Consider the following 22331-nt stretch of genomic DNA (forward strand, 5'->3'; position numbering starts at 1 on the left):
GATGCGCACTAATCTCGGTCTGACTGAAGCCCAAGAGATCAGAACGGCAAACGACAGCTGGTTGATCACGTCGAAGACAGCATGATCACTCCGCCGATCAGGACCGCGCAGCCGATCAATCGCCATTTGCCGACTGCTTCGCGCAGGATCAACATTCCCATCAGCGCGCCGACCATCATCGACATCTCCCGCATGGGGGCGACGAGGCTCAGCGGTGCGCCCATGCTGAGCGCGGTCAGGACGAGGATGTAGGAGAGAGGAGAGAGTAATCCCACTCCGGCAGCGGTCCACCAATGCCCGCGCATCGCGGTCAACGCACGGCGCGGGTTGGCGAGCACCAGCGGCAGCAACAGCAGCAGGCGCAACACGCTCGAAAACCAGTCGAGGACCACGGGCGCGATCCCGAGCGTCTTGACCTCATAAGCGTCGACAACTGTGTAGCTGGCGATGAGACCGCCCGTCGCCGTACCCCATCTGATACCCGCTTGGCCGCCGGGCTGGGTGAAGGCGGACAGCCGCCCTTGGGTCGCGATCAGCAGGATACCGGCGACGATTAGCACTAGCCCGACCACACCCAGTGCGGTTGGTGTTTCGCCGAGGATCAGGAACGCCCCAATCGTCGACAGCAGAGGGCCGGTTCCGCGCGCAACGGGGTAAACGACAGAAAGGTCGGCGACTTGGTATCCGCGTTGCAAACACAGGCTGTAGGCGAGGTGGATGAGCCCGCTCAACACAACGAAGCCGACCTTTATCCACGTCCAGTCGATGCTGCCCTGCATCAGCAGATACACCACCCAAGGCGCATAAAAGATGACGCCTATCACGTTGTAAAAGAATACGAATACAGCGCCGACCGATGCGGCCCGCTTGGCCAGCAAGTTCCATGTGGCGTGGCAAACGGATGCTAGAACGACGAGCAGTAACGAGGAAAGCGTCATTGAGACCTCCTGATGCGCAATTGGCGCGGTTGATCTCGACGTCTCCTCCCCTGGGCTTTTATCCCTTGGGTGCAGCCAAGGAACTCCCCCGGTCTCTGCAACGCTCGGTCCTGCGGCGCGTCGCCCGGAACCCTAGTTGCCACTCAGTCGATGGGGCGATGCTAATCATGGACGAACTCGGGCCGCAAGTGCGCGGCCTAGTAACTCATGAGGATCTTGGCTTGCGCGTCCTTGGTGAACTCGGCCAGCAGGTCAATGAAGACGCGGACGGCAGGCACGCTGGCGCGGCGCGGGGGAAGGCAGGCGAAACCTTCGATCATGGGGCCGGAGTGGCGCGGCAGGGCGCGTACGCAGATACCAGACCGGACGAGCAGATCGCCCAAAATCGCTGGCAGCAGGCCGACTCCATGGCCGCTCCGCAAGATGCCCAGAACGACCGCGGGATCGCCGACGCTCGCGAGCGGGTTGGAGGACATGGAAACCGCGCTGCCGTCGTCAGCGCGCAGAACCCAGTCCTCTGGAATACCGGGCGCCTGAATGACGACGCGGCCGAGCGCTTCGATGGACACGGGATCTTCGATGTCGATTTGATCGGCCTTCGCGGCGGGAATGTAGAGTTGCAGCGGCGAGCGCATGATCCGCCGCACGACGAGGTAATCCTCGGTCGGCTGGCCGATGCGCAGCATGACGTCGATGTCCTCCACCAGAGGATTAGGCGCGGTGCCGGTCACGATAACTTCGGCGCGGACGGACGGATGGCGGCGGTGCAGTTCGCCCAGCACCGGCCCCAGCACGAGCTGCGCAACGATCGCCCCCGCCGCGATTTTCAGCGGTCCTTGTGGCGTTTCATGCGCTGCGCGAAGGACGGCCTCTGCTTCTCGGGCGATAGAGGCCGTGCCTGCGGCAACCGAGGCCAGCGCGGCGCCCGTGCGGGTCAGGCGGAAACCTTGTCCCATACGGTCGAACAGAGGCGTGCCCGCCGATTGCTCCAGCCTCGCGAGGGCGCGCGACAGGGTTGCTTTGGATGCACGGGATCTGCGGGCGGCGGCGCTGATGCCGCCTTCCGTTGCGATCAGGTGAAAGACCCTGAGGTCATCAAGGCTCACGTTATCCATCGAGCTATCGTTTCAAAAGTGGAACACCTGTCATCAGATACGGTCATTTTCGAGACGGCGCAATTCGTTAGATTGCCGACTAATATTGCAGGATCTGACGACATGAGACACGCCAAAGCTTCGACCCCGACCGAAAGCACCAACACCAAAGACCCGCTGCGGGTTGTCGGACACCCCGAACCGAGTGACACGCCCGCTAAGCCGGCCCCTGATGAGCACACTGAAACCGCACCTCCCAAGCGCGGTGGGCGCAAAAAGTTCATCCTGCTCGCTGTCGCTTGCGTCGCGCTGGCACTTGCCGCGCGCCAGGGTGAGCATTGGTGGACCGTGGGCCGCTTTATCGAGGAAACCGAGGATGCCTACCTTCAGGCGGACATCGCATCGGTTTCCGCGCTGGTCGAAGGCACGGTGCAGGAGCTGCCGGTATCCGACAACGCCCAAGTCAGCGCTGGCGATGTGCTGCTGGTCCTCGACCCGACGACATACGAGGCGCGGCTCCAGTCCGCGCAGGCCGACGTGACGGTGGCGCAGACCGCGCTGGCGAACATCGACGCGAAGGAAGTGCTCCAACGCGCCCGCATCGCCTCTGCGGAGGCCGAGGTCTCCAATGCCGAAGCGCAGCGCCGCTTGGCCGCCACGCGGGACCAGCGCGCGCGGACGTTGGTCGAACAGGGGACCGCATCGCAGGCCACCGCAGACGACACTGGCGCCGCGCTCGACAGCGCAGAGGCCGCCGTCAGCCGCGCCAACGCCGCATTGCAGGTCGAGCAGGGCCAGATCACCATCCTCGAAAGCGAACGCGAACAGCAGCGTGCGTCCCTGATCCGCGCGCAGGCCGCCGAGCGCCTTGCCCGCATTGATCTGGACAACACGACCATCCTTGCGCCGCGCGACGGTATCGCGGGCAATATCGGCGTCGCGGTTGGCGAATACCTCCGCCCCAGCACGCGGTTCATGAGCCTCGTTCCGACGGGCGACGACATCTACATCACGGCCAATTTCAAGGAAACGCAGGTCGCCGCCTTCCACCCCGGAATGCCGGTCGAGATCGAGGTCGACATGCTCCACGGCGAGACGCTGCACGGCACGATCGAGAGCCTTGCCCCCGCGACGGGCAGCGAGTTCTCGGTGCTGCCGACGGACAATGCCACCGGTAACTTCACCAAGATCGTTCAGCGTATCCCCGTCCGCATCAAACTAACCGAGATGGGCGAGCAGCCGCTGCGGGCAGGGGCCTCGGTCGTGGTCAGCGTCGACACACGCGGAGGTCACCAGTGACCGACGACGACTTCAAACCGAAAGGAGGAACCTTCGGGTTCTTCCTGATGGTCTGCGGCATGTTCATGGCAATCCTCGACATCCAGATCGTCGCCGCATCATTGCCCGACATCCAGTCGGGCGTTGCCGCGTCAATGGACGAGGTGACGTGGGTCCAGACCGCCTACCTCGTGGCAGAGGTCGTGATGATCCCGCTGTCGGGCTGGCTGGCGCGGGTGATGTCGACACGGTGGCTCTTCGCGGCGTCATCTTTCGGTTTCACCCTGATGTCGCTGGCTTGCGGCTTTGCGTGGGACATCAACTCGCTGATCGTCTTCCGTGCGCTGCAAGGCTTCCTCGGCGGCGCGATGATCCCCACTGTGTTTGCTGCGAACTTCAAGCTGTTCCCACCTGAACGGCAGATGATCGGCACCGTAGTGATCGGCCTGACCGCCACCGTCGCGCCCTCCATCGGCCCGACGCTGGGCGGCTGGCTGACGCAGCAATTGTCTTGGCACTGGCTGTTCTTTGTCAACGTGCTGCCCGGTTTGCTGAGCACCGTTGCCGTCCCGCTGATCGTCGATATCGACCGCCCGAACTGGAAGCTTTTCCGCCGCATCGACCTGCCGGGTATCGTGCTGATCGCGGGCTTCCTTGGATCGCTCGAGTTCGTCTTGGACGAAGGCCCACGTGAGGACTGGTTCGACAGCCACGAGATCATGCTCTTCGCCGCTATCTCGGCCATTTCGGGCATCCTGCTATTCTGGCGCGCGTTCACGATCAAAGAGCCGATCATCACCTTCGGCGCGTTCAAGAACCGCAATTTCACAGTCGGCTGCATTCTGACCTTCGTGCTCGGCATCTGCCTTTTCGGGCAGAGCTTTATTCTGCCGCAGGTCCTGAGCCGCGTGCGGGGTTTCAACTCGTTCCAGATCGGGCAAGTCATGTGGGTGACGGGGGCCGCGATGTTCTTCACTGCGCCTCTCGTGGGTCGCCTGAACGGGCTGCTGGACCCGCGCATCCTCCTTGCCGTCGGCTTCCCGATGACCGCTGTTGGGATGTGGCTCAATTCACAGATGACGGGGCAGGTCGGGTTCGAGCAGCTCTTCTGGGCGCAGGCCATCCGCGGCGCTGGGCTGGTGATCTGCATCGTGCCGATCACGCAGGCCGCGCTCGGCACGCTGCCACTTTCCGAAGTCGGCACGGGTTCGGGACTGTTTAACCTGTTCCGCAACATGGGCGGGGCACTTGGCCTCGCGATGATCAACACCCAATGGGACGGCCGCTATGACCGCCACTACTGGTGGCTGGCGGAACGCCTCAGCAATACCGATGCCGACGTCGAGGCGCGTTTGGCAGGCATTGCGGGGTCGATGAATGGGCAGGGTGTTCTGCTGGGTGATCCCGACCAGATGGCGCTGCAACAACTGGCGTTCAGCGTCTCGGGGCAGTCGAACATCATGGCGTGGAACGATGTGTTCTGGATGCTGGCCGTGGTGTCGATCTGCTCGACGCTGTTGGTGCCGCTACTGGCGAAACCGCGCAAAGAGCAGATCGCCGCGCACTAAGCCCTTGTTTGCCCGCACGCCAATCGCAGCGTGCGGGCAAATTTTAGCTCGGCAGGTACTCGCGGCTCCAGCTTTCGCTGACGGCGCCGCTGGCAATCATCTCGTCGATCTGCTCAGCCGAATAGCCAAGCTCTTGCAGGATCGCGCGGGTGGAGGCGCCGAATTTCTCGGTCGGCTCCAGCGCATAGATCGAGCCGTGTTGCGGCCGGATCGCGAAAGGATCAAGCTGAGTGATGACATGGCCGCTCGGGTGGTTCTCGTAGACAGAGAACGAATAGCTACCGTTGTGAGTGCCCGGCGTTCCGTCGGCGGGGCGGCTGTTATAGGTGCGCAACGCCTCGATATTCTCGCAGACCGTGGCGCCGATATCGGCGGCGACCAGACGTTCCGCCCAGTCCTCTGCGCGGGCCAGCATGAAGGCGCTGGCGAGGAACGCGGCGCGCTCGTCTTCGGGCACGTCGATGATGCCTTCCAAACCTTCGACCGTGTTCAGCTTTGGCAGATCGGCCTCATACGCCGAAAGCAGGATGAAACGGTCCGAGGCGGTGTAGTAGAACCGCTCCAGCGGACCGGTGCCGTTAGCCTCACGGCCCGACGGTTCATCAAACAGCCCGCGCCGTTCGTAGTCGTAGCAGAACGGAATTTGCGCGAGGCCCGAGAGCGCCGACAGCGAGGTTTGGGGGCGACCGATGCGGCCGAACTTGAGCTTCTGATAAAGCGCAGCCGCAATGCCCAAAGACGCCCCGAAGCCGCACATCACGTCGATGGTGCCGACGTGAGCGTGTTCTTCCGGCGTATGCATAGTGCCGCCGAAGCGCAGCATGATGCCCGTGGTCGCCTGCACAAGGTCGTCGTACCCGAGGTAATCTGTGCGCGGCCCGCGGCGGACACCGCTGAAGCAGTCGAGCTGACAGAAAATCGCCTCGGGGTTCAGCTTGCGCAGCCCTTCGACGTCCAGACCCTTCGCCTTCACCTGACGGTCGGGCGCATTCCAGACCACGACGTCGACCTCGGCCACCAGCTTCTCGAAAATCACGCGGCCTTCGGGGGTGGAGATATCCGCAAGGATCGAACGCTTGCCGCGCCCATGCGAGAGGCTGAAAATCACCGTGTTCCAGCAATCGTAGTTCGGGACGGCGGGGTCGATCTTGATGACCTCCGCGCCGAAACGGGACAGGTAGGAGACCGAATGCGGACCCGCAATAACATTGCACATGTCGAGGATGCGCACCCCGTCCAGCCAACCCGCCGTTTCCTGATTACGCTTCGGACGCGGCAGTTTTGTCGGCAGTTTGCGCAGTTGCTTCAGGGCGGCCTCCACCGTGTCCCAACGGCGCGGGGCGGGCGAGAGCATCTCTTCGCCGCTTTCCGTCAGCCAGACCATCGGACCGGGCTGGGTCATGGGGCCGAACTCCGGATCGTCGACCTCAACCATCAGGCCAGAGGTCTCTGCATGGTCGTCGTTGATCCACTCCTGAAGCCAGCGCTGCGGCGCACCGGGGAATTTGCCGCGACCGAAGATCTTCTCCCATTCCTTCGCGGTGCGGGTGATGAACACCTCTTTCATCCGCGCAGCGATCTTGTCGGCCCAGTGTTTCGGCAGCGGGTAGACGCCCAGCGACACGTCGGACTTCCATTCGGACACGGGCAGATAGGTGTCCTCTTCCTCGGTCAGCCCTTCGGCCACGAGGTCGTCGTAGATGCCCAGCACCTTGAGGCAGCGTTTGGCGTGCTGCTTGTGGCTGGGGCAGACCACGTAGAACATCCGCCCGTCCTTGCATTCGTAGGAGCGGTAGAACGGGTCGAGGAATTCCTGCAACTCCTCGTAAGTCACGTTCATCGGCAGGCCCTCGGTACGACGGCGTTCGATCTCCATCTCGCGTTGGGTCTTGTAGCGTTCGGGGTAGTCCTGAATGTGGATCGAGTTATACGACAGCCCCTCCATCACGGCGGCGGCCAGCGGCACTTCTATCGCGTCGCCGTAGCCCGTGCGTTCGCGGGATTGCAGCGCAAGCACGACAGCCGAGGCGGCCAGCATGGTCCCGTATGCGGACGACAGCGGGAGCGGAGAGAACGACGGGTTCACGCCCATCAGCACGCGGTTGAGGCCCATGTCGGTGAACACGCCCGAGCTTGCTGCGATGATGCTTTCGAACGCGCGCCAATCACGGCGGAGCGTGTCGTTCGACGCAAAGCCGGGGATAGAGAGGGCGATCAGTTCGGGGCGCTCTTCGCGCAGCGCGGCAAAGTCGATGCCGAGGCGCTTCATCACGCCGGGGCGGAAGCTCTCGACGACGATGTCGACCTCCGCGATCAGCTCCAGCGCCTCCTCAAGCCCCTCAGGAGTCTTGAGGTCGATCGTCACGATGGTCTTGTTGCGGTTAAGCGTCGCGTTCGCGGGGCTCTGCCACATCGGGCCGTTCGGCGGATCGACATGGATCACGGTCGCGCCGAGGTCCGCGAGGATCATCGCAACGGCGGGTCCAGCGATATACTGGCCGAAGTCGAGCACTTTGACGCCCTTGAGCGGCAGGAGCGAAGGCTGGGGAGTGGTCATGTCTTAATCCATCAAAAACATGGTGTATGGGGTAACGGCGCCTCAGACGCCCGCTTGAATCCAGCGCGCGGCTTTCTCGGCGATCATCAGGGTTGGCGCGTTGGTGTTTCCGCTGGTGATTTCAGGCATGACGCTGGCGTCCACGACGCGCAGACCTTCGATACCGCGCACACGCAGATGCGGGTCCACGACGGCTGTCGGGTCATCGTCCCGGCCCATTTTCACGGTCCCAGCGGGGTGGAAGATCGTGCTGGCGATATCACCTGCGAGGGTCGCAAGCTCTTCGTCCGACTGGAACTGCACACCCGGTTTGAACTCGACGGGTCTGTATTTCTGCATGGCGGGCTTCGCCATGATCTCGCGCACTTGGCGGAGGCTCTGGGCCGCGATCAGGCGGTCTTCGTCGGTCGACAGATAGTTCGGCTGAATCACCGGCGCGTCTTCGGCCTTGTTCGAGGTGATGCGCACATGCCCGCGCGAGGTCGGGTTGAGGTTACACACGCTCGCGGTCATCGCGGGGAAGGGGTGCAGGTCCTCGCCGAATGCCTCAAGGCTCAGCGGTTGCACGTGATATTCGAGGTTCGCGTGGGGGCGGTCGGGGCTGGAGCGGGTGAACGCACCAAGCTGGCTGGGCGACATGCTCATGGGGCCGGAACGTTTCAACGCGTACTCAAGCCCGATCTTCGCCTTGCCGACCATGGAGTTCGCCAGCGTATTCATCGTTTTGGCATTCTCGACCTTGTAGACCGCGCGGATTTGCAGGTGGTCCTGAAGGTTCTCGCCGACGCTCGGGGTATCTTGCACCACGTCGATGCCATGGGATTTGAGCAGCGACGCCGATCCGATGCCCGACAACTGCAGGATTTGCGGCGACCCGATCGCACCTGCGGAGAGTATGACCTCGCCTTTCGCGTGGACGGTGACAGGCTGGCCGCCCCGACGGACCGAGGCACCGACGCAGCGTTTGGCACCGCTGTCGGTGGTCGTGAAAATCAGCCGCTCAACGTGGCTTTCGGTCCAGACGGTGAGGTTTTTGCGGTCCTTGATCGGACGCAGGAACGCCTTGGCCCCATTCCAGCGCCAGCCGGATTTCTGCGTGACCTCGAAATATCCGACGCCCGCGTTGTCGCCGCTGTTGAAGTCATCGGTGCTTTCGATACCCGCCTCGTTCGCGGCTTTGGCAAAGGACTCCAGAATATCCCAGCGAAGGCGCTGCTTTTCGATCCGCAACTCGCCGCCGCCGCCGTGCAGGTCTGAAAAACGGCTGTTGCTGCCCGTCGCAGGGTCCGCGCCGCCGTCCAGTTTGTAGTGGTGCTCGTGCGCTTTGAAATCGGGCAGGGACTTTTCCCACGACCAGTTGTCGTCGCCTGTCAGCGCCGCCCAGTTATCGTAGTCACGCGCCTGACCGCGCATGTAGATCATGCCGTTGATCGACGAACAACCGCCCAGCGTTTTGCCGCGCGGATAGCGCAGCGTGCGGCCGTTCAGACCCGGCGTCGCCTCGGTGTTGTACATCCAGTCGGTACGCGGATTGCCGATACAGTAGAGGTAGCCAACGGGCACGTGAATCCAGATGTAATTGTCGCGCTTGCCCGCTTCGAGCAGCAGCACATTCTTGGTCGGATCGGCGCTGAGGCGGTTGGCCAGAAGGCACCCAGCGGTGCCTGCGCCAACAACGATATAATCGAATTGATCGGTGGACATGGGCTGTTCCTTCTCAGCTGCGGAAGGGCAGGACGACGCCGAAACGGCGCGCAGAACGCGGGTCGCACTTATATTGCCCAAGGTTCGAATGTGTCATTGCGGTCCTCCCAGTCCTCTTGAGCATCGATAACTGCTCGGGCGGGCGGATTTCCAATGACTAATGACACAGTGCATTATAAGCTGGATTTATATGGAGCAGATCACGGACCTTCGGACCCTACGGTCTTTCGTTACGGTTGCGCGCGAGGGGAATGTCTCTCGCGCGGCAGATGTGCTGGGCCTGACGCAGCCCGCAATTAGCTTGCAGATGAAGCGCCTCGCCGAGCGGACCGAACTGACGCTTTTCGTGCGTACGGCCAAGGGCGTTGACCTGACGCCCGACGGTGCTGCGCTGCTGGTGAAGGCAGAGCAGGTGCTCGGCGCGCTTGAGGATTTTCGCCAGACCGCGCGGCGGATGAAAGGAACGGTGCGCGGGACGCTGAAGCTCGGCACGGTGATCGACCCCGACTTCATCCGCCTTGGCCAGTTTCTGCACGAGATGATTGCCGTCGCGCCCGACCTGCGCACCCAGCTGACCCACGGGATGAGCGGCGATGTGCCCGTGCGCCTGCTGCGCGGAGAGATTGACGCGGGTTATTTCCTTGGCGACCCTTCGGACGGCGGCTGGTGGTCGGGGCAGGAGCCTGATCCGTCCGCTTTCCACCACACCGTCCTGACCAAGTTCAAATACCGCGTCGTTGCGCCCGCCGGATGGCGCAACCGTACCGCTGGTTTGGGATGGAGCGGGCTGGCCTCGCTCCCGTGGATCGCCACGCCGCCTGCCTCGGTCCACCGCCGCCTGCTCGACGCGCAATTCGGCGCGCTGGGCGTCAGGCAGAACGAGGTCGCGGTGGTCGATCAGGAATCCTCCATGCTCGCCATGGTCCGTTCGGGCGTCGGATTGTGCCTCTGCCGCGAGTCCCTCGCGCTCTACGAAGAACAGGCCCACGGCATCGTCATCGTGGACGGGGCGGAGGTCGAAACGACGCTCGGCTTCATGTCGCTGGCCAATCGGAAGGCGGAGCCCAGCATCGGTCTGGCGTTCGACCTCGTTGGCAAAATCTGGAACCTGTGACGGCTTTCCTTTCGGGGCGGCGTCCCCCTATGGTGGGCCATTCAATTCAAGGATTTCCCCATGGTTTTTGAGACCAACCTGCCGCTCATTCTGCTCGCGGCCTTTGTCGCTGCCGCCAGCCCCGGTCCTGCGACGCTCACGATTGCCGGCACGTCGATGAACGCAGGCCGCAAGGCGGGCCTGCCGGTCGCCTCGGGTATCTTCGTCGGCTCGCTCATGTGGTCGGTCGCGGCGGCGCTGGGCCTGAGCACCATCATGCTCGCCCATGCGTGGATATTCGAAGCCATCCGTTACGGCGGCGCGGCCTATCTGATGTACCTCGCGTACAAATCCGCGCGCTCGGCGCTGTCGCGCAAGGACGCGAAGATGACGTCAATGACGGGCAATACTAAGGCTTTGTTTTCCAAAGGGCTGATGCTCCACCTGACGAACCCCAAGGCCGTTCTGTTCTTCGGCTCGCTCTATTCGCTCGGCGTGCCTGCGGATGCCTCGGCGTCCAGCCTGATTACGGTCATCGTGGCGGTCGGCGCGCAAAGCTTCCTGATCTTTCACGGCTACGCGCTACTCTTTTCCAGCAAGGCCATGGCGCGTCTCTACCAGCGCCTCCGCCGCGCGTTCGAGAGCGTGTTCGCCTTCGGCTTTGCAGCGGCGAGCGTGAAGATTCTGACAGCGAAATTGCAGTGAGTCTGCCCGCGCATTTATCGGATTTCGATATCAAAGTTATCGCGACTGGGCGGATTATCACATCAATCGGAGCCGATAGTGTGTCCTGACCTTTGGCCGAAATTTAAACGGAGCGATATCATCCGTGACTGCACACCGCGAACCGGCGTCGATCCGGACATTGGCGACCCTTGCGATCCTTCTGGGCTTCGCGTCGATCTCGACCGATCTGTTTCTGCCAGCGCTTCCGGCGATGGCGGCGGACCTGAATGCGCCGCAGGGGCAGCTCGAACTTGTGGTGTCGACCTACCTGTTCGGGTTCGGTTTTGGACAACTCCTCTGGGGGCCGGTCAGTGACCGCTTCGGGCGGCGCGGGCCGATCCTGATAGGTGTCATGGTGTTCGTCCTCGGCTCCGCCGGATGCGCGCTGGCGACCGAGGCGTGGCACGTGATCCTCTGGCGCGTCGTTCAGGCGCTCGGCGCGAGTGCGGGCGTGGCCTTGGCGCGCGCCATGGTGCGCGACCTCTACGAGCGGGACCGCGCGGCCAAGGTGATGTCTGGCCTGATGATGGTCATGGCCATCGCGCCGCTGGTCGGGCCGACGGTTGGGGCGCAAATCCTCGCCTTCGCGTCTTGGCAGGCGATCTTCTGGACGCTTGTCGCGCTGGGCATCGGGGTCATGCTTGCTGTGGCCGTTTTGCCCGAAAGCCTGCCGATTGACGAACGGTCCGAAGGCGCGATCTGGCACGCGTTCCGCGACTATGGGCGACATTTCCGCAATCGCGCGTTGCTTCTGCCCACCGCTGCGTTGGGGTTCTATTACACGGGCGTGTTCGGAGGCATCGCGGGCGCGCCGTTTGCCTTTATCAGCTATTACGAGCTATCGCCGCAGGCTTACGCGCTCGTCTTTGCGTCCGGGGTTTTCGGGCTGCTGCTGACCAATGCCGTCAACGTGCGACTGGTGGTGCGCTTGGGAAGTGAGCGGATGCTGCTGGTCGGAGCCATCGGCGCGGCGCTGTCCGGCGCGCTCATGTTCGTGGTCACGTTGACAGGATGGCAGGGGGCGCTCGGCCTCATCGCGGCGAACTTCCTGTTCATGGCAATGAACGGGCTGATTACTGCGAATGCCGTTGCAGGCGCTTTGGCAGGCGTACGGCAGGGCGCGGGTAGTGCCTCTGCGGTCGTCGGAGCGATCCAGTACGGCAGCGGCATGATTGGCGCGGCGCTGGTCAGCGGCTTGGCAAACGGGACGCCGGTGCCGATGGGCGTGGTCATTGTGCTGTCCGGCATCGGCTGCCTGATCTGCGCATGGCTGGCTCGTAAATGACGAACGGGCCGCAAAACGCGGCCCGCAAAGGCAGGCGATCAGCCCGCGTAGTCCTCGTCAGAGACCTTCTCCATCCACGTCACAGCCGTGCCGTCGATAGCCTCCTGAACAGCGATGTGGCTCATCGCGGTGTCTTCGGCGGCGCCGTGCCAGTGCTTCTCGCCAGCGGGGAACCAGACGACGTCGCCCTGGCTGATTTCTTCCACAGGGCCGCCTTCGCGCTGCACGCGGCCGCGTCCGAAGGTGACGATCAGGGTCTGGCCAGCTGGGTGGGTATGCCATGCGGTGCGCGCACCGGGCTCAAAAGTGACATGGCTGCCTGCCACACGGCCGGGATCTTCGGCCTGAAACATCGGGTCGATGCGGACGGTGCCAGTGAACCAGTCGGCGGGGCCTTTGACGGAAGCGGTGCTTCCCGAGCGGGTGATTTTCATCGCAAAATCCTTTGTCAGTTACTTGCCAGAGTAGACGGGGAACATCGACGCGTCGCCATAATCCTTGGCGGTGATCGATTTCAGCGTGTCCATGTCTTCGGCGCTGATGTCGAACCCGAGGTCCGCGTTCGATTTCATATGCGCAGGCGTCGCAGTTTTCGGCAGGGCCAGCATCCCTAGTTGCAGGATGTAGCGGATGCAAAGCTGCGGAACCGACACATCGTATTTGTCAGCAATCGCCTTGATATCCTCGTTTTCGAGGATTTTGCCGTGGCCTATGGGCGAGTAAGCTTCGACCAGCATGTCCTTGCTCGTCGCGTACTCGATCAGGTCGAACGGCGTGTTGCCGACGTGGGCGAGCAGTTGCAGGATCATCGGCTTGATCGAGGCGTTCTGGGTCAAGTTGTCGAGGTCGGGCTTCTGGAAGTTCGACACACCGATCGCGCGCAGTTTGCCCTCGGCCAGCGCCTCTTCCATCGCTTTCCACGCGGCAAGGTTGCCTTCGAAATAGCGGTCATCGGTGCCCCATTCGGCCCACGGCTGCGGGCTGTGGATGATGAAGAGGTCGATGTATTCAAGGCCCATGGTCTCAAGCGACTGGTCGATGGCAGCCTTCGCGCCTTCGTAGTCTTTGACCTCGGCGGCCAGTTTGGACTGCACGAACAGCTCTTCGCGGGGCACGCCGCAGGTGCGGATCGCTTCGCCAACGCCGCGCTCGTTGCCGTAGGCTTGGGCGGTGTCGATGTGGCGGTAGCCGATCTCGATGGCGGTGCGGACGGCATCGGCAACCACGTCATCCTCGATCATCCACGTGCCCAGAGCGAGTTTCGGAATGGCGACGCCGTTCGGCAGTTTGGTGGTTTCTGCAATATTCATTTTCATCTCCTTCGTCGCGGTAATGGTCCGCGTTCAGGAGGGAGATAGGCCCAGACACTCGTGTGGATAATCGGCGGAATGTGACTAGGACTTATGACTGTGGTTCATGAAACTATGACGGCGGCTTGGATCGCCCCAAGCCGCCCTCAAGTTCATGCTTTCTCGGTTTCTTCCACCGTCTCTGCAAAGGATGCAAAGAACTGGGCCGAGAGTTTCTTGGCCGTGCCTTGGATCAGACGGCTGCCAAGTTGCGCCAGCTTCCCGCCGATATCGACCTTTGCGGTGTAACGCAGCAGGGTCTCAGCGCCGCGATCCTCAAGGTGCACATCCGCGCCGCCCTTTGCAAAACCGGCCGCGCCGCCAGAGCCTTCGCCGGTGAGGCTGAACGCTTCGGGCGGGTTGTCGGGGGACAGCGTGACCTTGCCGCTGAACCGCGCCTTCACGGGGCCGACTTTCAGAACGACCTTTGCTTCGAGGTCGGTATCGCTGTGTTTGATCAGCTCTTCACAGCCAGGAATGCACTGGCGCAGCACTTCGGGGTCTTGCAGCGCGGCGTAGACGACATCGCGGGGGGCATTGATGACAATTTCATCGGTCAGATCCATTTCGGAGTCCTTCTAACAGCATGGAAATTTAACGGTGGCGAGGACGGTCGCCTGTTCGTCGTTCAGGGGCGGGAACAGGCGCCGGAAAGCGCGGGTTATGAGGCCTCTCTCCCGCTGGGGGGCTGAGGGCGGCGGCGGAATGCCACGATTTCAGCCATGATGGAGAGGGCGATTTCCTCGGAGGTGATCGCGTGGATATCGAGGCCCGCTGGCGCTTTGACGCGGTCGATGCGGGCAGAGGCGATGCCCTCGGCGATCAGCGCATCGCGCAGCGTGCCGAATTTCTTGCGGCTCCCGACGAACGCGATGTAGCCCGCATCGGTCATGACGGCAGCACGGAGGGCATCCTTGTCGCCGCGCCCTTGGGTGGCGACGACAATGGTTGATGTGGGGCCAGCCTCGATTGCGGCATCGGTCAGCAGGTCTTCGACGCGGGGCATGTCCTTAGCCTCGGGTGCGAAAACGCTTCGGCGGAAATCGAAGCGACCCGCTTGGTCGAGCAGCGCCCGCGCTACGGGGCTGTCGCCGTAGACCACAAGGCGGGGCATGGGCAGGACGGGTTCGATGAAGATGTCCATCGACCCTTTGGACGGGCAGCCGTTGCGGGCAAAGCGGATGCCGTCGACCTCTTCGCCTGCCGCATGTCCTTCGTCGGCGAGCACCTCTTCTGGCTTCAGGGATACGAACTGCGGCTTGCCGATTTCCACGGCAGTGCGGGCGGCGCGGCCCACGGCGCCGCGTGCGCAACCGCCGCCGATCCAGCCGTCGATAATCTCTCCATTTGCGCCGATCAGCGCCTTGTCACCCGGTTTGGCCGAGGTCGCGTTGACGGTGCGGACGATCGTCGCGACAGCGTAGGCGACGCCTTGGGCCTGTAGCTTTTCCGCCTCCTGCTCCAGCCGGAGGGTCGTGTGCATGGACATGGTCATAAACGTGTCAGCTCCTTTTCCAGAGAGGCGAGGTCCGCCAGCGTGTTCGCGGCGGCAAAAAGGTCGAGGTGAGGGAGCGCCGCTGCCATCCCGCGGGCAACGGGCTCGTAGCAGGTCCAACCCTTGAGCGGGTTGAGCCAGATGATGCGGCAGCCACGACGCGACAGGCGTTGCAGCGCCGCGGCGATCAGCTCGGGGGCCGCACTGTCATAGCCGTCCGAGAGGATCATCAGAACGGTATGGCCATCGACAAATCGGCGAGCGTAGGTGCGCGAGAACTGGTCGAGTGATCCGCCGATGCGCGAGCCGCCACCGAAGCCGTCCGCTAGCAGCGTGATACGATTCAAAGCGCGGAGCGGATCGTCATCGCGCAGGGCTTCGGTAATTCGCACGAGGCGGGTGTGGAACAGGTAGGCGTCCGCGTCAGGATCGGCGCGCATCAGGCCAGCCAGAAACGCCAGAAACGGCCGCGCATAGAGCGTCATTGATCCCGACACATCGCAGAGCGCCGCGATGCGAAGCGGGCGGTCCAGCGGTTTGCGGCGGATGATGTGCAGCGGCTCTCCGCCCGACGACAGACTACGCCGGATGGTGCGGCGGAAATCTACGCCGGTGCCTTTCGCAGCGATGCGCGCACGGCGGCTCCGCTTGCGGCGGATGGCGGCACCCAGACGGCGGGCGATGGCCTCGGCCTCGCGGATATCGTCGGGGGAGACGACCTCGCGCAGGTCTTTCTTCATCAGGTTCTTGAGGTCGGAAGCGATGAGCTTGCCCGTGCCCTCGGCATAGGTTTCGCCCTCACCATCAGGGCCGTCCTCGGGACTGTCGGCGGTGCCGGTGCTGTCACTCTGTTCCGTCCCCTTGCGGGTGGTGCGGGTGTGTTCGAGCGACGAGGCGGCGGAGTTCACGACCTTCTCGCGTATCCGTCCGTTGTTCATCCAGTAGGACGTGAACAGCTCGGGAAAACGGTCTCGCTCTTCGCGGCATCCGCAGAGCACGGTCTGTAGGGCGAGGCGGGTTGTTTCCGGTTCGACCATCACGCGGGACAGGGCGTCGACCGACAAGCGGGTCTCATCCGGCCCGACTCGAAAACCGTTCGCCCGCAGGTGCGCGACAAATCCGGCGATGCGCGTGGCTGGTCCGTCGTCACGCGCAGAGAAACGGGTCACGCGGGTCATGCCGCTTTCCCCGCGAGGCGCGCGGCAACTTCGGGCGGGATCGCCGCGCGGTCGCTGCGGGTTTTCAGAAGCGTTGCCAGCGTGACCGACAGCACCGCCGGATCGCTGTTCAGGTCGTTGACGCCAAGGCCCGCAACCGCGGCGGCAAAATCCAGCATCTCGGCCACGCCGGGTTTCTTTTCGAGCTCCTCACGGCGCAGCGCCTGCACGAACCCGACGATCTGCGCGGCAAGGCGCGGCTCGACCTCGGGATGGCGGCGCGTCAGGATCGCGCGTTCGGTGGTGGGGTCGGGGTAATCGACATAGGCATAGAGGCAGCGGCGGCGCAGCGCGTCCGACAGATCGCGGGTGCCGTTAGCCGTCAGGATCACCATGGGCCGTGAGGTCGCGTTGATCGTGCCGAGTTCGGGAATGGTGATCTGGAAATCGGAGAGGATTTCGAGCAGGAACGCCTCGAATTCCTCGTCCGCACGGTCGATCTCGTCGATCAGCAGAACAGGCGGAGTAGGCTGGCGGATAGCGCGCAGCAGGGGGCGTTCGAGCAGGTATTCTTCGGAGAACAGCCGCTCCTCGACCTCGCGCTCGCCCGCTTCGGAAGCGGCGCGGATCGCAAGTAACTGGCGTTGGTAATTCCATTCATAGATCGCTTGGGCCGCATCCAGCCCTTCGTAGCATTGCAGGCGGATCAGATCGCAGCCTTTGGCGGCGGAGAGGGCGCGGGCAAGTTCGGTTTTGCCCACGCCAGCCTCGCCTTCGAGAAGCAGAGGTCGTCCCAGTTCCAGCGAGAGGTGCAGCGCCATCGCAAGGTCCGGCGCGGCCACATACCCGTCTTGTTCAAGATCGTTCTGAAGGTCTGTCCAGTCGCTCATATCTGCCTCGGTCAGGAGAGTGCGGGGCGGCGCGAACCGCCCCGTTTTGGATCAGGCGTGAAGGCCCAGATCGCTCGCGATCTTCCAGATGCGCCAGTGATCGTGCGGCATGTGCGACTGACGCAGGCCGAAGGCGCGGAACGCGTCGTGCACAGCGTTAGAGAACGCCGGAACACCGCCCACATTCGGGCTTTCGCCCACGCCCTTGGCACCGATGGGATGGTGCGGAGAGGGCGTGACGGTATGGTCGGTCGTGTAGTTCGGCACTTCCCAAGCGGTGGGCAGGAAGAAGTCCATCAGCGTGCCGGTTTTCACGTTGCCCATATCGTCGTAGGCGATCTCCTGACCCATCGCGATGGCGAGGGCTTCGGTGACGCCGCCGTGGACCTGACCGTCGATGACCATAGGGTTGATGCGGGTGCCGCAGTCGTCCAACGCGTAGAACTGCCGAATGTCCCACTGGCCCGTGTCCACGTCGACTTCCATGACGCAGATGTAGGCACCGAAGGGGTAGGTCATGTTCGGTGGATCGTAGTAGCTGACCGCTTCAAGCCCCGGCTCCAGACCCGGAATGGCCTGATTGTAGGCGGCATACGCGATCTCTTTCATGGTCTTGAAGCGCTCGGGCGCGCCCTTGACCGAGAAGCGATCCACATCCCATTCCACATCGTCGTCATGCACTTCGAGCAGATAGGCCGCGATCATCTGCGCCTTGGCGCGGATTTTCCGACCTGCCAGCGCGGTTGCCGCACCCGCGACCGGCGTAGAACGTGACCCGTAAGTGCCGAGGCCGTAAGGCGCGGTGTCGGTGTCGCCTTCCTCGATGGTGATGCTGTCGGCGGGGATGCCGGTTTCGGTCGCGAGGATCTGCGCAAAGGTCGTGGCATGCGCCTGACCCTGCGAGATCGTACCGAGACGCGCAATCGCGGAGCCCGTCGGATGGATGCGGATTTCGCAGCTATCGAACATGCCCATCCCGAGGATGTCGCAGTTCTTCACGGGCCCGGCGCCAACGATCTCGGTGAAGTGGGTAAGGCCGATGCCGAGCAGCTTGCGGGTTTTGCCAGCCTTGAAGTCCTCGATGCGCTGGGCCTGCTCTTTGCGCAGCCCTTCGTAATCGACAGCCTTCAGCGCCTTGTCCCAAGCGGTGTGGTAATCGCCGGAGTCGTATTCCCAACCCAGCGCAGACTGGTAGGGGAACTGATCGGCGCGGATGAAGTTGATGCGCCGCAACTCTGCCGCGTCCATGTTCAGCTCGATGGCGAGCACTTCGATCATGCGTTCGATGAAGTACGCAGCTTCGGTTACGCGGAACGAGCAGCGGTACGCCACCCCGCCAGGCGCCTTGTTGGTGTAAACGCCGTCGACTTTCACGAATGCGGCGGGGATGTCGTAGGAGCCCGTGCAGATGTGGAAGAAACCGGCGGGGAACTTGGTCGGGTCGGCGCAGGCGTCGAACGCACCGTGGTCGGCGGTCACATGGCAATGGAGGCCCGTAATCTTGCCGTCCTTGGTGGCCGAGATGCGGCCCTTCATCCAGTAGTCACGCGCAAAAGCGGTGGCCATCAGGTTGTCCATGCGGTCTTCGATCCACTTGACCGGCTTGCCCGTCACGATGCTGGCGACGATGGCGCAGATGTAACCGGGGTAGACGCCGACCTTGTTGCCGAAGCCGCCGCCGATGTCGGGCGAGATGACGCGGATGTTGTGCTCTTCGATGCCAGACAGCAGCGAAGCGACGGTGCGGACCACGTGAGGCGCTTGGAACGTGCCCCAGACGGTCAGCTTACCCGTTACCTTGTCCATCGAAGCGACCGTGCCGCAGGTTTCCAGCGGGCAGGGGTGGGTGCGGTGGTAGTAGACCATTTCCTCGGCCACGACCTCTGCGCTGTCGATCGCCTGTTCGGTGGCGGCCTCGTTGCCTTCGGTCCATGTGAAGATGTGGTTGTGATGGTTGCGGGGCCCATGCGCGCCCGATGTTTCGTCCTTGATGTCTTCGCGCAGGACCACGTCGGACTTCAGCGCCTCGAACGGGTTCACGATGACGGGCAGTTCTTCGTAATCCACCTCGACCAGTTCCACGGCATCGGCGGCGGCATAGCGGTCACTGGCGACGACGAAGGCGACTTCCTGCCCTTGGAACAGCACCTTGCCGTCGGCGAGCACCATCTGCTTGTCACCGGCCAGCGTCGGCATCCAGTGGAGGCTCAACGGCTCAAGGTCCTTAGCGGTCAGCACGGCGACCACGCCGGGCACCTTCATTGCCTCTTCGATGTTGATGGATTTGACGCGGGCGTGGGCGTAGGGCGAGCGGACGAAGTCACCGAAGAGCATCCCGTCGAGCTTGATATCGTCGACGTAGTTGCCCTTGCCTTGGGTGAAACGGACGTCTTCCACGCGCTTGCGGGACGTGCCCATGCCTTTGAGTTTGGCGGCGCGTTCGATCTGGTCTTCTGTCAGGTCTTTCATTCTGCGGCCTCCTTCATGGTATTCATCTCGGCAGCAGCGGCCATGATGGATTTCACGATGTTCTGGTAACCGGTGCAGCGGCAGAGGTTACCCGCCATGCCGAAGCGGACTTCTTCTTCGGTCGGGTTCGGATTTTCCTGCAGCAGGCGGTACGCGCGGGTGATCATACCCGGCGTGCAGAACCCGCACTGGAGCCCGTGGTGTTCGCGGAACTTGTCCTGAAGGACATGAAGGCCGTCGGGGCCTGCGAAACCTTCGATGGTCTTGATCTCTGCGCCGTTGGCTTGGGCCGCGAATACGGTGCAGGCTTTGACCGACTTGCCGTTCAGATCGACGGTGCAGGCTCCGCAGTGGGAGGTCTCGCAGCCGATATGCGGGCCGGTGATGTTCAGCCGCTCGCGCAGCGTGTGGATCAGCAGCTCACGCGGCTCGGCCAGCATTTCGTGCTCTTGGCCGTTGACGGTCAGCTTGATGTGCATCTTGCTCATTGTCGTCCTCCCTTATGCCCGCGACCAAGCGCGCTCGATCGCGCGGCGGAGCATGGTTGCAGCCACATGGCGTTTGAATTCGATGGGGCCGCGGTTGTCCTCGTTCGGCTGGATGTCGACCTGCATCGCAGCAATTGCGGCGTTGATCGCAGCAGCATCGCAGGCGGTCCCGACCAGAGCGTCGCCAGCACCGACCGAGTGGATCGGCGTGTCGCTGAGGTTGGTCATCGCGATAGAGGCGCTCGTCACCTTGCCGCCCGACTGTTCGATCAGCACGGCGGCAGCGGCGGTGGCGTAGTCACCGATTTTGCGCTTCTGCTTCTCGTAGGCGTAGCCTGCGGTGGTGGCCTTGATCTTGATGTGGGTCAGGATCTCGTTGTCGGCACGGGCGGTCATGTAGGCCGCTTCGTAGAACTCGCGGGCGTCCACTTCGCGCTCACCGTCAGAGCCGTAGAGGACATAGGTCGCGTCGAGGCACTGCATCAGCCCCGGCATATCGTTGCCCGGATCGCCGTTCGCCACGTTGCCGCCGATGGTGCCGACATAGCGCACCTGCGGGTCAGCGATTTGAAGCGCCGCTTCGCGCAGGATCGGGGCCGCTTTGGCGAGCGCGTCGTTGCCGATCAGTTCGGCCTGTGTGACCATCGCGCCGATGGTGATGGTATCGCCGGAAACAGAGACCTCTTTCAGGCTCGCGACGTCCTGAAGGTCAATCAGATGGGACAAATCGGCCATGCGCAGCTTCATCATCGGAATGATGCTATGCCCGCCCGCAAGTACGCGCGCTTCGTCGCCGTGTTCGTCCAGAATTTTGACCGCTGCCGGTAGGTCCGACGGCCGGTGGTATTCGAAACCGGATGGTATCATGAGTTCCTCCCTTGGCCCGATGGGCTGGGAAAAACGCTATGACGAGTTTCGGAATCCGGGTCCGGAATGGCCCGAAAACAGCCCGAAATCCCATGAATTGCGCCGTTCCTGCACGAACGGCGTACGCAGGCGCAGAAAAATCGTGCTGCGCTGCGCTAAAGGCCGAGCTTCTCGCGGACCTCGCTGATGCGGGCGCGGGCGACAGGCACCTTGGGCAGAGACTCGATGCCCTCGAAATAGCAGACGCCGGTGTCCTTGCGGCGGTCGAAAGCGGTCACGAAACGGGTGTTCACGAGGTAGCTGCGGTGAGTGCGGATGATGTCGGGATGGTGGATGCGGTTCTCCGCCTCCGAAATCGACCACGGGCAGAACAGGCGCTCGGCCTCGTGGTAAAGAACGGTATAATGCCCCTCGGCGCGGATGGCGGCGACGTCCTCGAAATCGACAAAGTGGGTCTTGCCCTCTTTCTCGTAAGGAATGCGGTTCGTGCGGCTGGCGACGAGCGGGTTAGGGGCTTCCTTGACGGGGAGCGCGTCGACCTGCTGCTCTGGCGCGGCGACGTTGATGCCAGTCAGGAGGAACGCGCCGAGGATCACGAAGGCCACCAGAGTGACAGCAAAGGCGAGGGTCGCGTTGGAAATCCACGGCCCGCTGGCCGAGCTTTCGGCAGCCACGAACCCCGTGCCCGCCATCGCGACAAAGTGGACGGCAAAGACTGCGATCCCGAAGCCGAGCGAGCCCAGCAGGATGTTCCGCGTCCGCCGCCTGTCGTAGGCGATCCAGAACGCGAAACAGGACAGCGCCGTTGATGCGATCCCCGCGAGGAGGATGCCCATCGGCGTATAGACCGGACGGCAAAGCTCCATCCCCGACATGCCCGTGTAGTGCATGACCGCGATCCCGATGCCCATGAGTGTGCCAGCCGCCAAGACGCGGCCACGGGTGCGCGTTCCGAAATGCACGATAATCAGCGACACGCCTGTAATCAGAATTGCGATCAGGGCAGAGATCAGCGTGGTCAGCGCGTCGTAGAAATAGAGCACCGGCAGGTTCAGGCCCAGCATCGCGACGAAATGCATCGACCAGATGCCGCCGCCCAGTGCAACGGCCCCCATCGCGACCACGGCCTTGCGTTTGCCGAGCGGCAGTGCGGACGCCCCGCGGGTCAGGCTCAAACCTGTGAACCCCGCGATCAAGGCAATCGCAAGCGACGCCAGAACCATCCAGTAGTTATGCGTATACTCGAGCACCTAGGTTTCCTCCCCGACACCTGGCTTGCCCCCGACAACTAGCGTGCCGGTTCTCAACCCGCACCATAGCGCAACGAAGGGGGAGGCAAGCAATTGTTTTGTCAGGTGCCGGAAGGTTAGGCG

Annotated in this window: 19 protein-coding genes; 5 read left to right on the forward strand and 14 right to left on the reverse strand. The window is 63.0% G+C overall.

The window, feature by feature from the left end:
* Window positions 1-65: 65 nt before the first annotated feature.
* Window positions 66-938 carry a DMT family transporter gene (locus IF204_RS04350; RefSeq protein WP_194094962.1) on the reverse strand — a complete coding sequence of 291 codons (873 nt, stop codon included), beginning with the start codon at window positions 936-938 and terminating at the stop codon, window positions 66-68.
* 197 nt (window positions 939-1135) lie between these two features.
* Window positions 1136-2053 carry a LysR family transcriptional regulator gene (locus IF204_RS04355; RefSeq protein WP_194094964.1) on the reverse strand — a complete coding sequence of 306 codons (918 nt, stop codon included), beginning with the start codon at window positions 2051-2053 and terminating at the stop codon, window positions 1136-1138.
* Between the two features lie 102 nt (window positions 2054-2155).
* Here IF204_RS04355 and IF204_RS04360 point away from each other — a divergent pair, with 102 nt between their 5' ends.
* Both IF204_RS04360 and IF204_RS04365 read left to right on the forward strand, forming a co-directional pair.
* Window positions 2156-3331: an HlyD family secretion protein gene (locus tag IF204_RS04360; protein ID WP_194094966.1), complete on the forward strand. Its 1176-nt coding sequence runs from the start codon at window positions 2156-2158 to the stop codon at window positions 3329-3331.
* Window positions 3328-4878: a DHA2 family efflux MFS transporter permease subunit gene (locus IF204_RS04365; protein ID WP_322743254.1), complete on the forward strand. Its 1551-nt coding sequence runs from the start codon at window positions 3328-3330 to the stop codon at window positions 4876-4878. The genes IF204_RS04360 and IF204_RS04365 overlap by 4 nt, the downstream gene beginning before the upstream one ends.
* A gap of 43 nt (window positions 4879-4921) precedes the next feature.
* On the opposite strand, the gene IF204_RS04370 is transcribed toward IF204_RS04365, so the two are convergent.
* Together IF204_RS04370 and IF204_RS04375 are read right to left on the reverse strand one after the other, a co-directional pair.
* On the reverse strand, window positions 4922-7435 hold the full coding sequence (locus tag IF204_RS04370) for a CoA transferase (RefSeq protein ID WP_194094967.1): 2514 nt from the start codon (window positions 7433-7435) through the stop codon (window positions 4922-4924).
* A 42-nt stretch (window positions 7436-7477) separates the two neighbouring features.
* The gene (locus IF204_RS04375) at window positions 7478-9139 is read right to left on the reverse strand and encodes a GMC family oxidoreductase (RefSeq protein ID WP_194094969.1); all 1662 of its coding nucleotides are present in this window, start codon (window positions 9137-9139) and stop codon (window positions 7478-7480) included.
* A 190-nt stretch (window positions 9140-9329) separates the two neighbouring features.
* Between IF204_RS04375 and IF204_RS04380 the strand changes: the two genes are divergently transcribed.
* The 3 genes from IF204_RS04380 to IF204_RS04390 all read left to right on the forward strand — a co-directional run bounded on the left by IF204_RS04380 (window position 9330) and on the right by IF204_RS04390 (window position 12243).
* Complete coding sequence (locus tag IF204_RS04380; RefSeq protein ID WP_194094971.1) at window positions 9330-10253, forward strand: LysR family transcriptional regulator; 924 nt, start codon at window positions 9330-9332, stop codon at window positions 10251-10253.
* Window positions 10254-10313: 60 nt separating this feature from the next.
* A complete protein-coding gene (locus tag IF204_RS04385) occupies window positions 10314-10937 on the forward strand; it encodes a LysE family translocator (protein WP_194094973.1) in 624 nt (207 codons plus the stop codon).
* A 124-nt stretch (window positions 10938-11061) separates the two neighbouring features.
* Complete coding sequence (locus tag IF204_RS04390; RefSeq protein ID WP_322743255.1) at window positions 11062-12243, forward strand: multidrug effflux MFS transporter; 1182 nt, start codon at window positions 11062-11064, stop codon at window positions 12241-12243.
* A 38-nt stretch (window positions 12244-12281) separates the two neighbouring features.
* Here the strand turns inward: IF204_RS04390 and IF204_RS04395 are convergent, their stop codons facing one another.
* The 10 genes from IF204_RS04395 to IF204_RS04440 form a co-directional block, all read right to left on the reverse strand.
* A complete protein-coding gene (locus IF204_RS04395) occupies window positions 12282-12677 on the reverse strand; it encodes a (R)-mandelonitrile lyase (protein ID WP_194094975.1) in 396 nt (131 codons plus the stop codon).
* Between the two features lie 18 nt (window positions 12678-12695).
* Window positions 12696-13553, reverse strand: a complete 858-nt coding sequence (locus IF204_RS04400) for an aldo/keto reductase (protein ID WP_194094977.1) — start codon at window positions 13551-13553, stop codon at window positions 12696-12698.
* 152 nt (window positions 13554-13705) lie between these two features.
* A complete protein-coding gene (locus tag IF204_RS04405) occupies window positions 13706-14158 on the reverse strand; it encodes an SRPBCC family protein (protein WP_194094979.1) in 453 nt (150 codons plus the stop codon).
* Window positions 14159-14253: 95 nt separating this feature from the next.
* Window positions 14254-15075 carry an XdhC family protein gene (locus IF204_RS04410; RefSeq protein WP_194094981.1) on the reverse strand — a complete coding sequence of 274 codons (822 nt, stop codon included), beginning with the start codon at window positions 15073-15075 and terminating at the stop codon, window positions 14254-14256.
* Window positions 15076-15083: 8 nt separating this feature from the next.
* Complete coding sequence (locus IF204_RS04415) at window positions 15084-16265, reverse strand: vWA domain-containing protein (protein ID WP_194094983.1); 1182 nt, start codon at window positions 16263-16265, stop codon at window positions 15084-15086.
* Window positions 16262-17134 (reverse strand): AAA family ATPase, encoded by an 873-nt coding sequence (locus IF204_RS04420; protein WP_194094985.1) that lies wholly within the window; start codon window positions 17132-17134, stop codon window positions 16262-16264. Before IF204_RS04420 ends, IF204_RS04415 begins: the two co-directional genes overlap by 4 nt.
* A 51-nt stretch (window positions 17135-17185) precedes the next feature.
* A complete protein-coding gene (locus IF204_RS04425) occupies window positions 17186-19603 on the reverse strand; it encodes an aerobic carbon-monoxide dehydrogenase large subunit (RefSeq protein ID WP_167638833.1) in 2418 nt (805 codons plus the stop codon).
* On the reverse strand, window positions 19600-20091 hold the full coding sequence (locus tag IF204_RS04430; RefSeq protein WP_194094987.1) for a (2Fe-2S)-binding protein: 492 nt from the start codon (window positions 20089-20091) through the stop codon (window positions 19600-19602). Before IF204_RS04430 ends, IF204_RS04425 begins: the two co-directional genes overlap by 4 nt.
* Before the next feature lie 12 nt (window positions 20092-20103).
* Window positions 20104-20958 (reverse strand): FAD binding domain-containing protein, encoded by an 855-nt coding sequence (locus IF204_RS04435; protein ID WP_194094989.1) that lies wholly within the window; start codon window positions 20956-20958, stop codon window positions 20104-20106.
* A gap of 155 nt (window positions 20959-21113) precedes the next feature.
* Window positions 21114-22208 (reverse strand): MHYT domain-containing protein, encoded by a 1095-nt coding sequence (locus IF204_RS04440; RefSeq protein ID WP_322743256.1) that lies wholly within the window; start codon window positions 22206-22208, stop codon window positions 21114-21116.
* Window positions 22209-22331: the final 123 nt, after the last annotated feature.

Source organism: Marivivens aquimaris, from assembly GCF_015220045.1.
In the GTDB taxonomy this organism is placed as follows: domain Bacteria; phylum Pseudomonadota; class Alphaproteobacteria; order Rhodobacterales; family Rhodobacteraceae; genus Marivivens; species Marivivens aquimaris.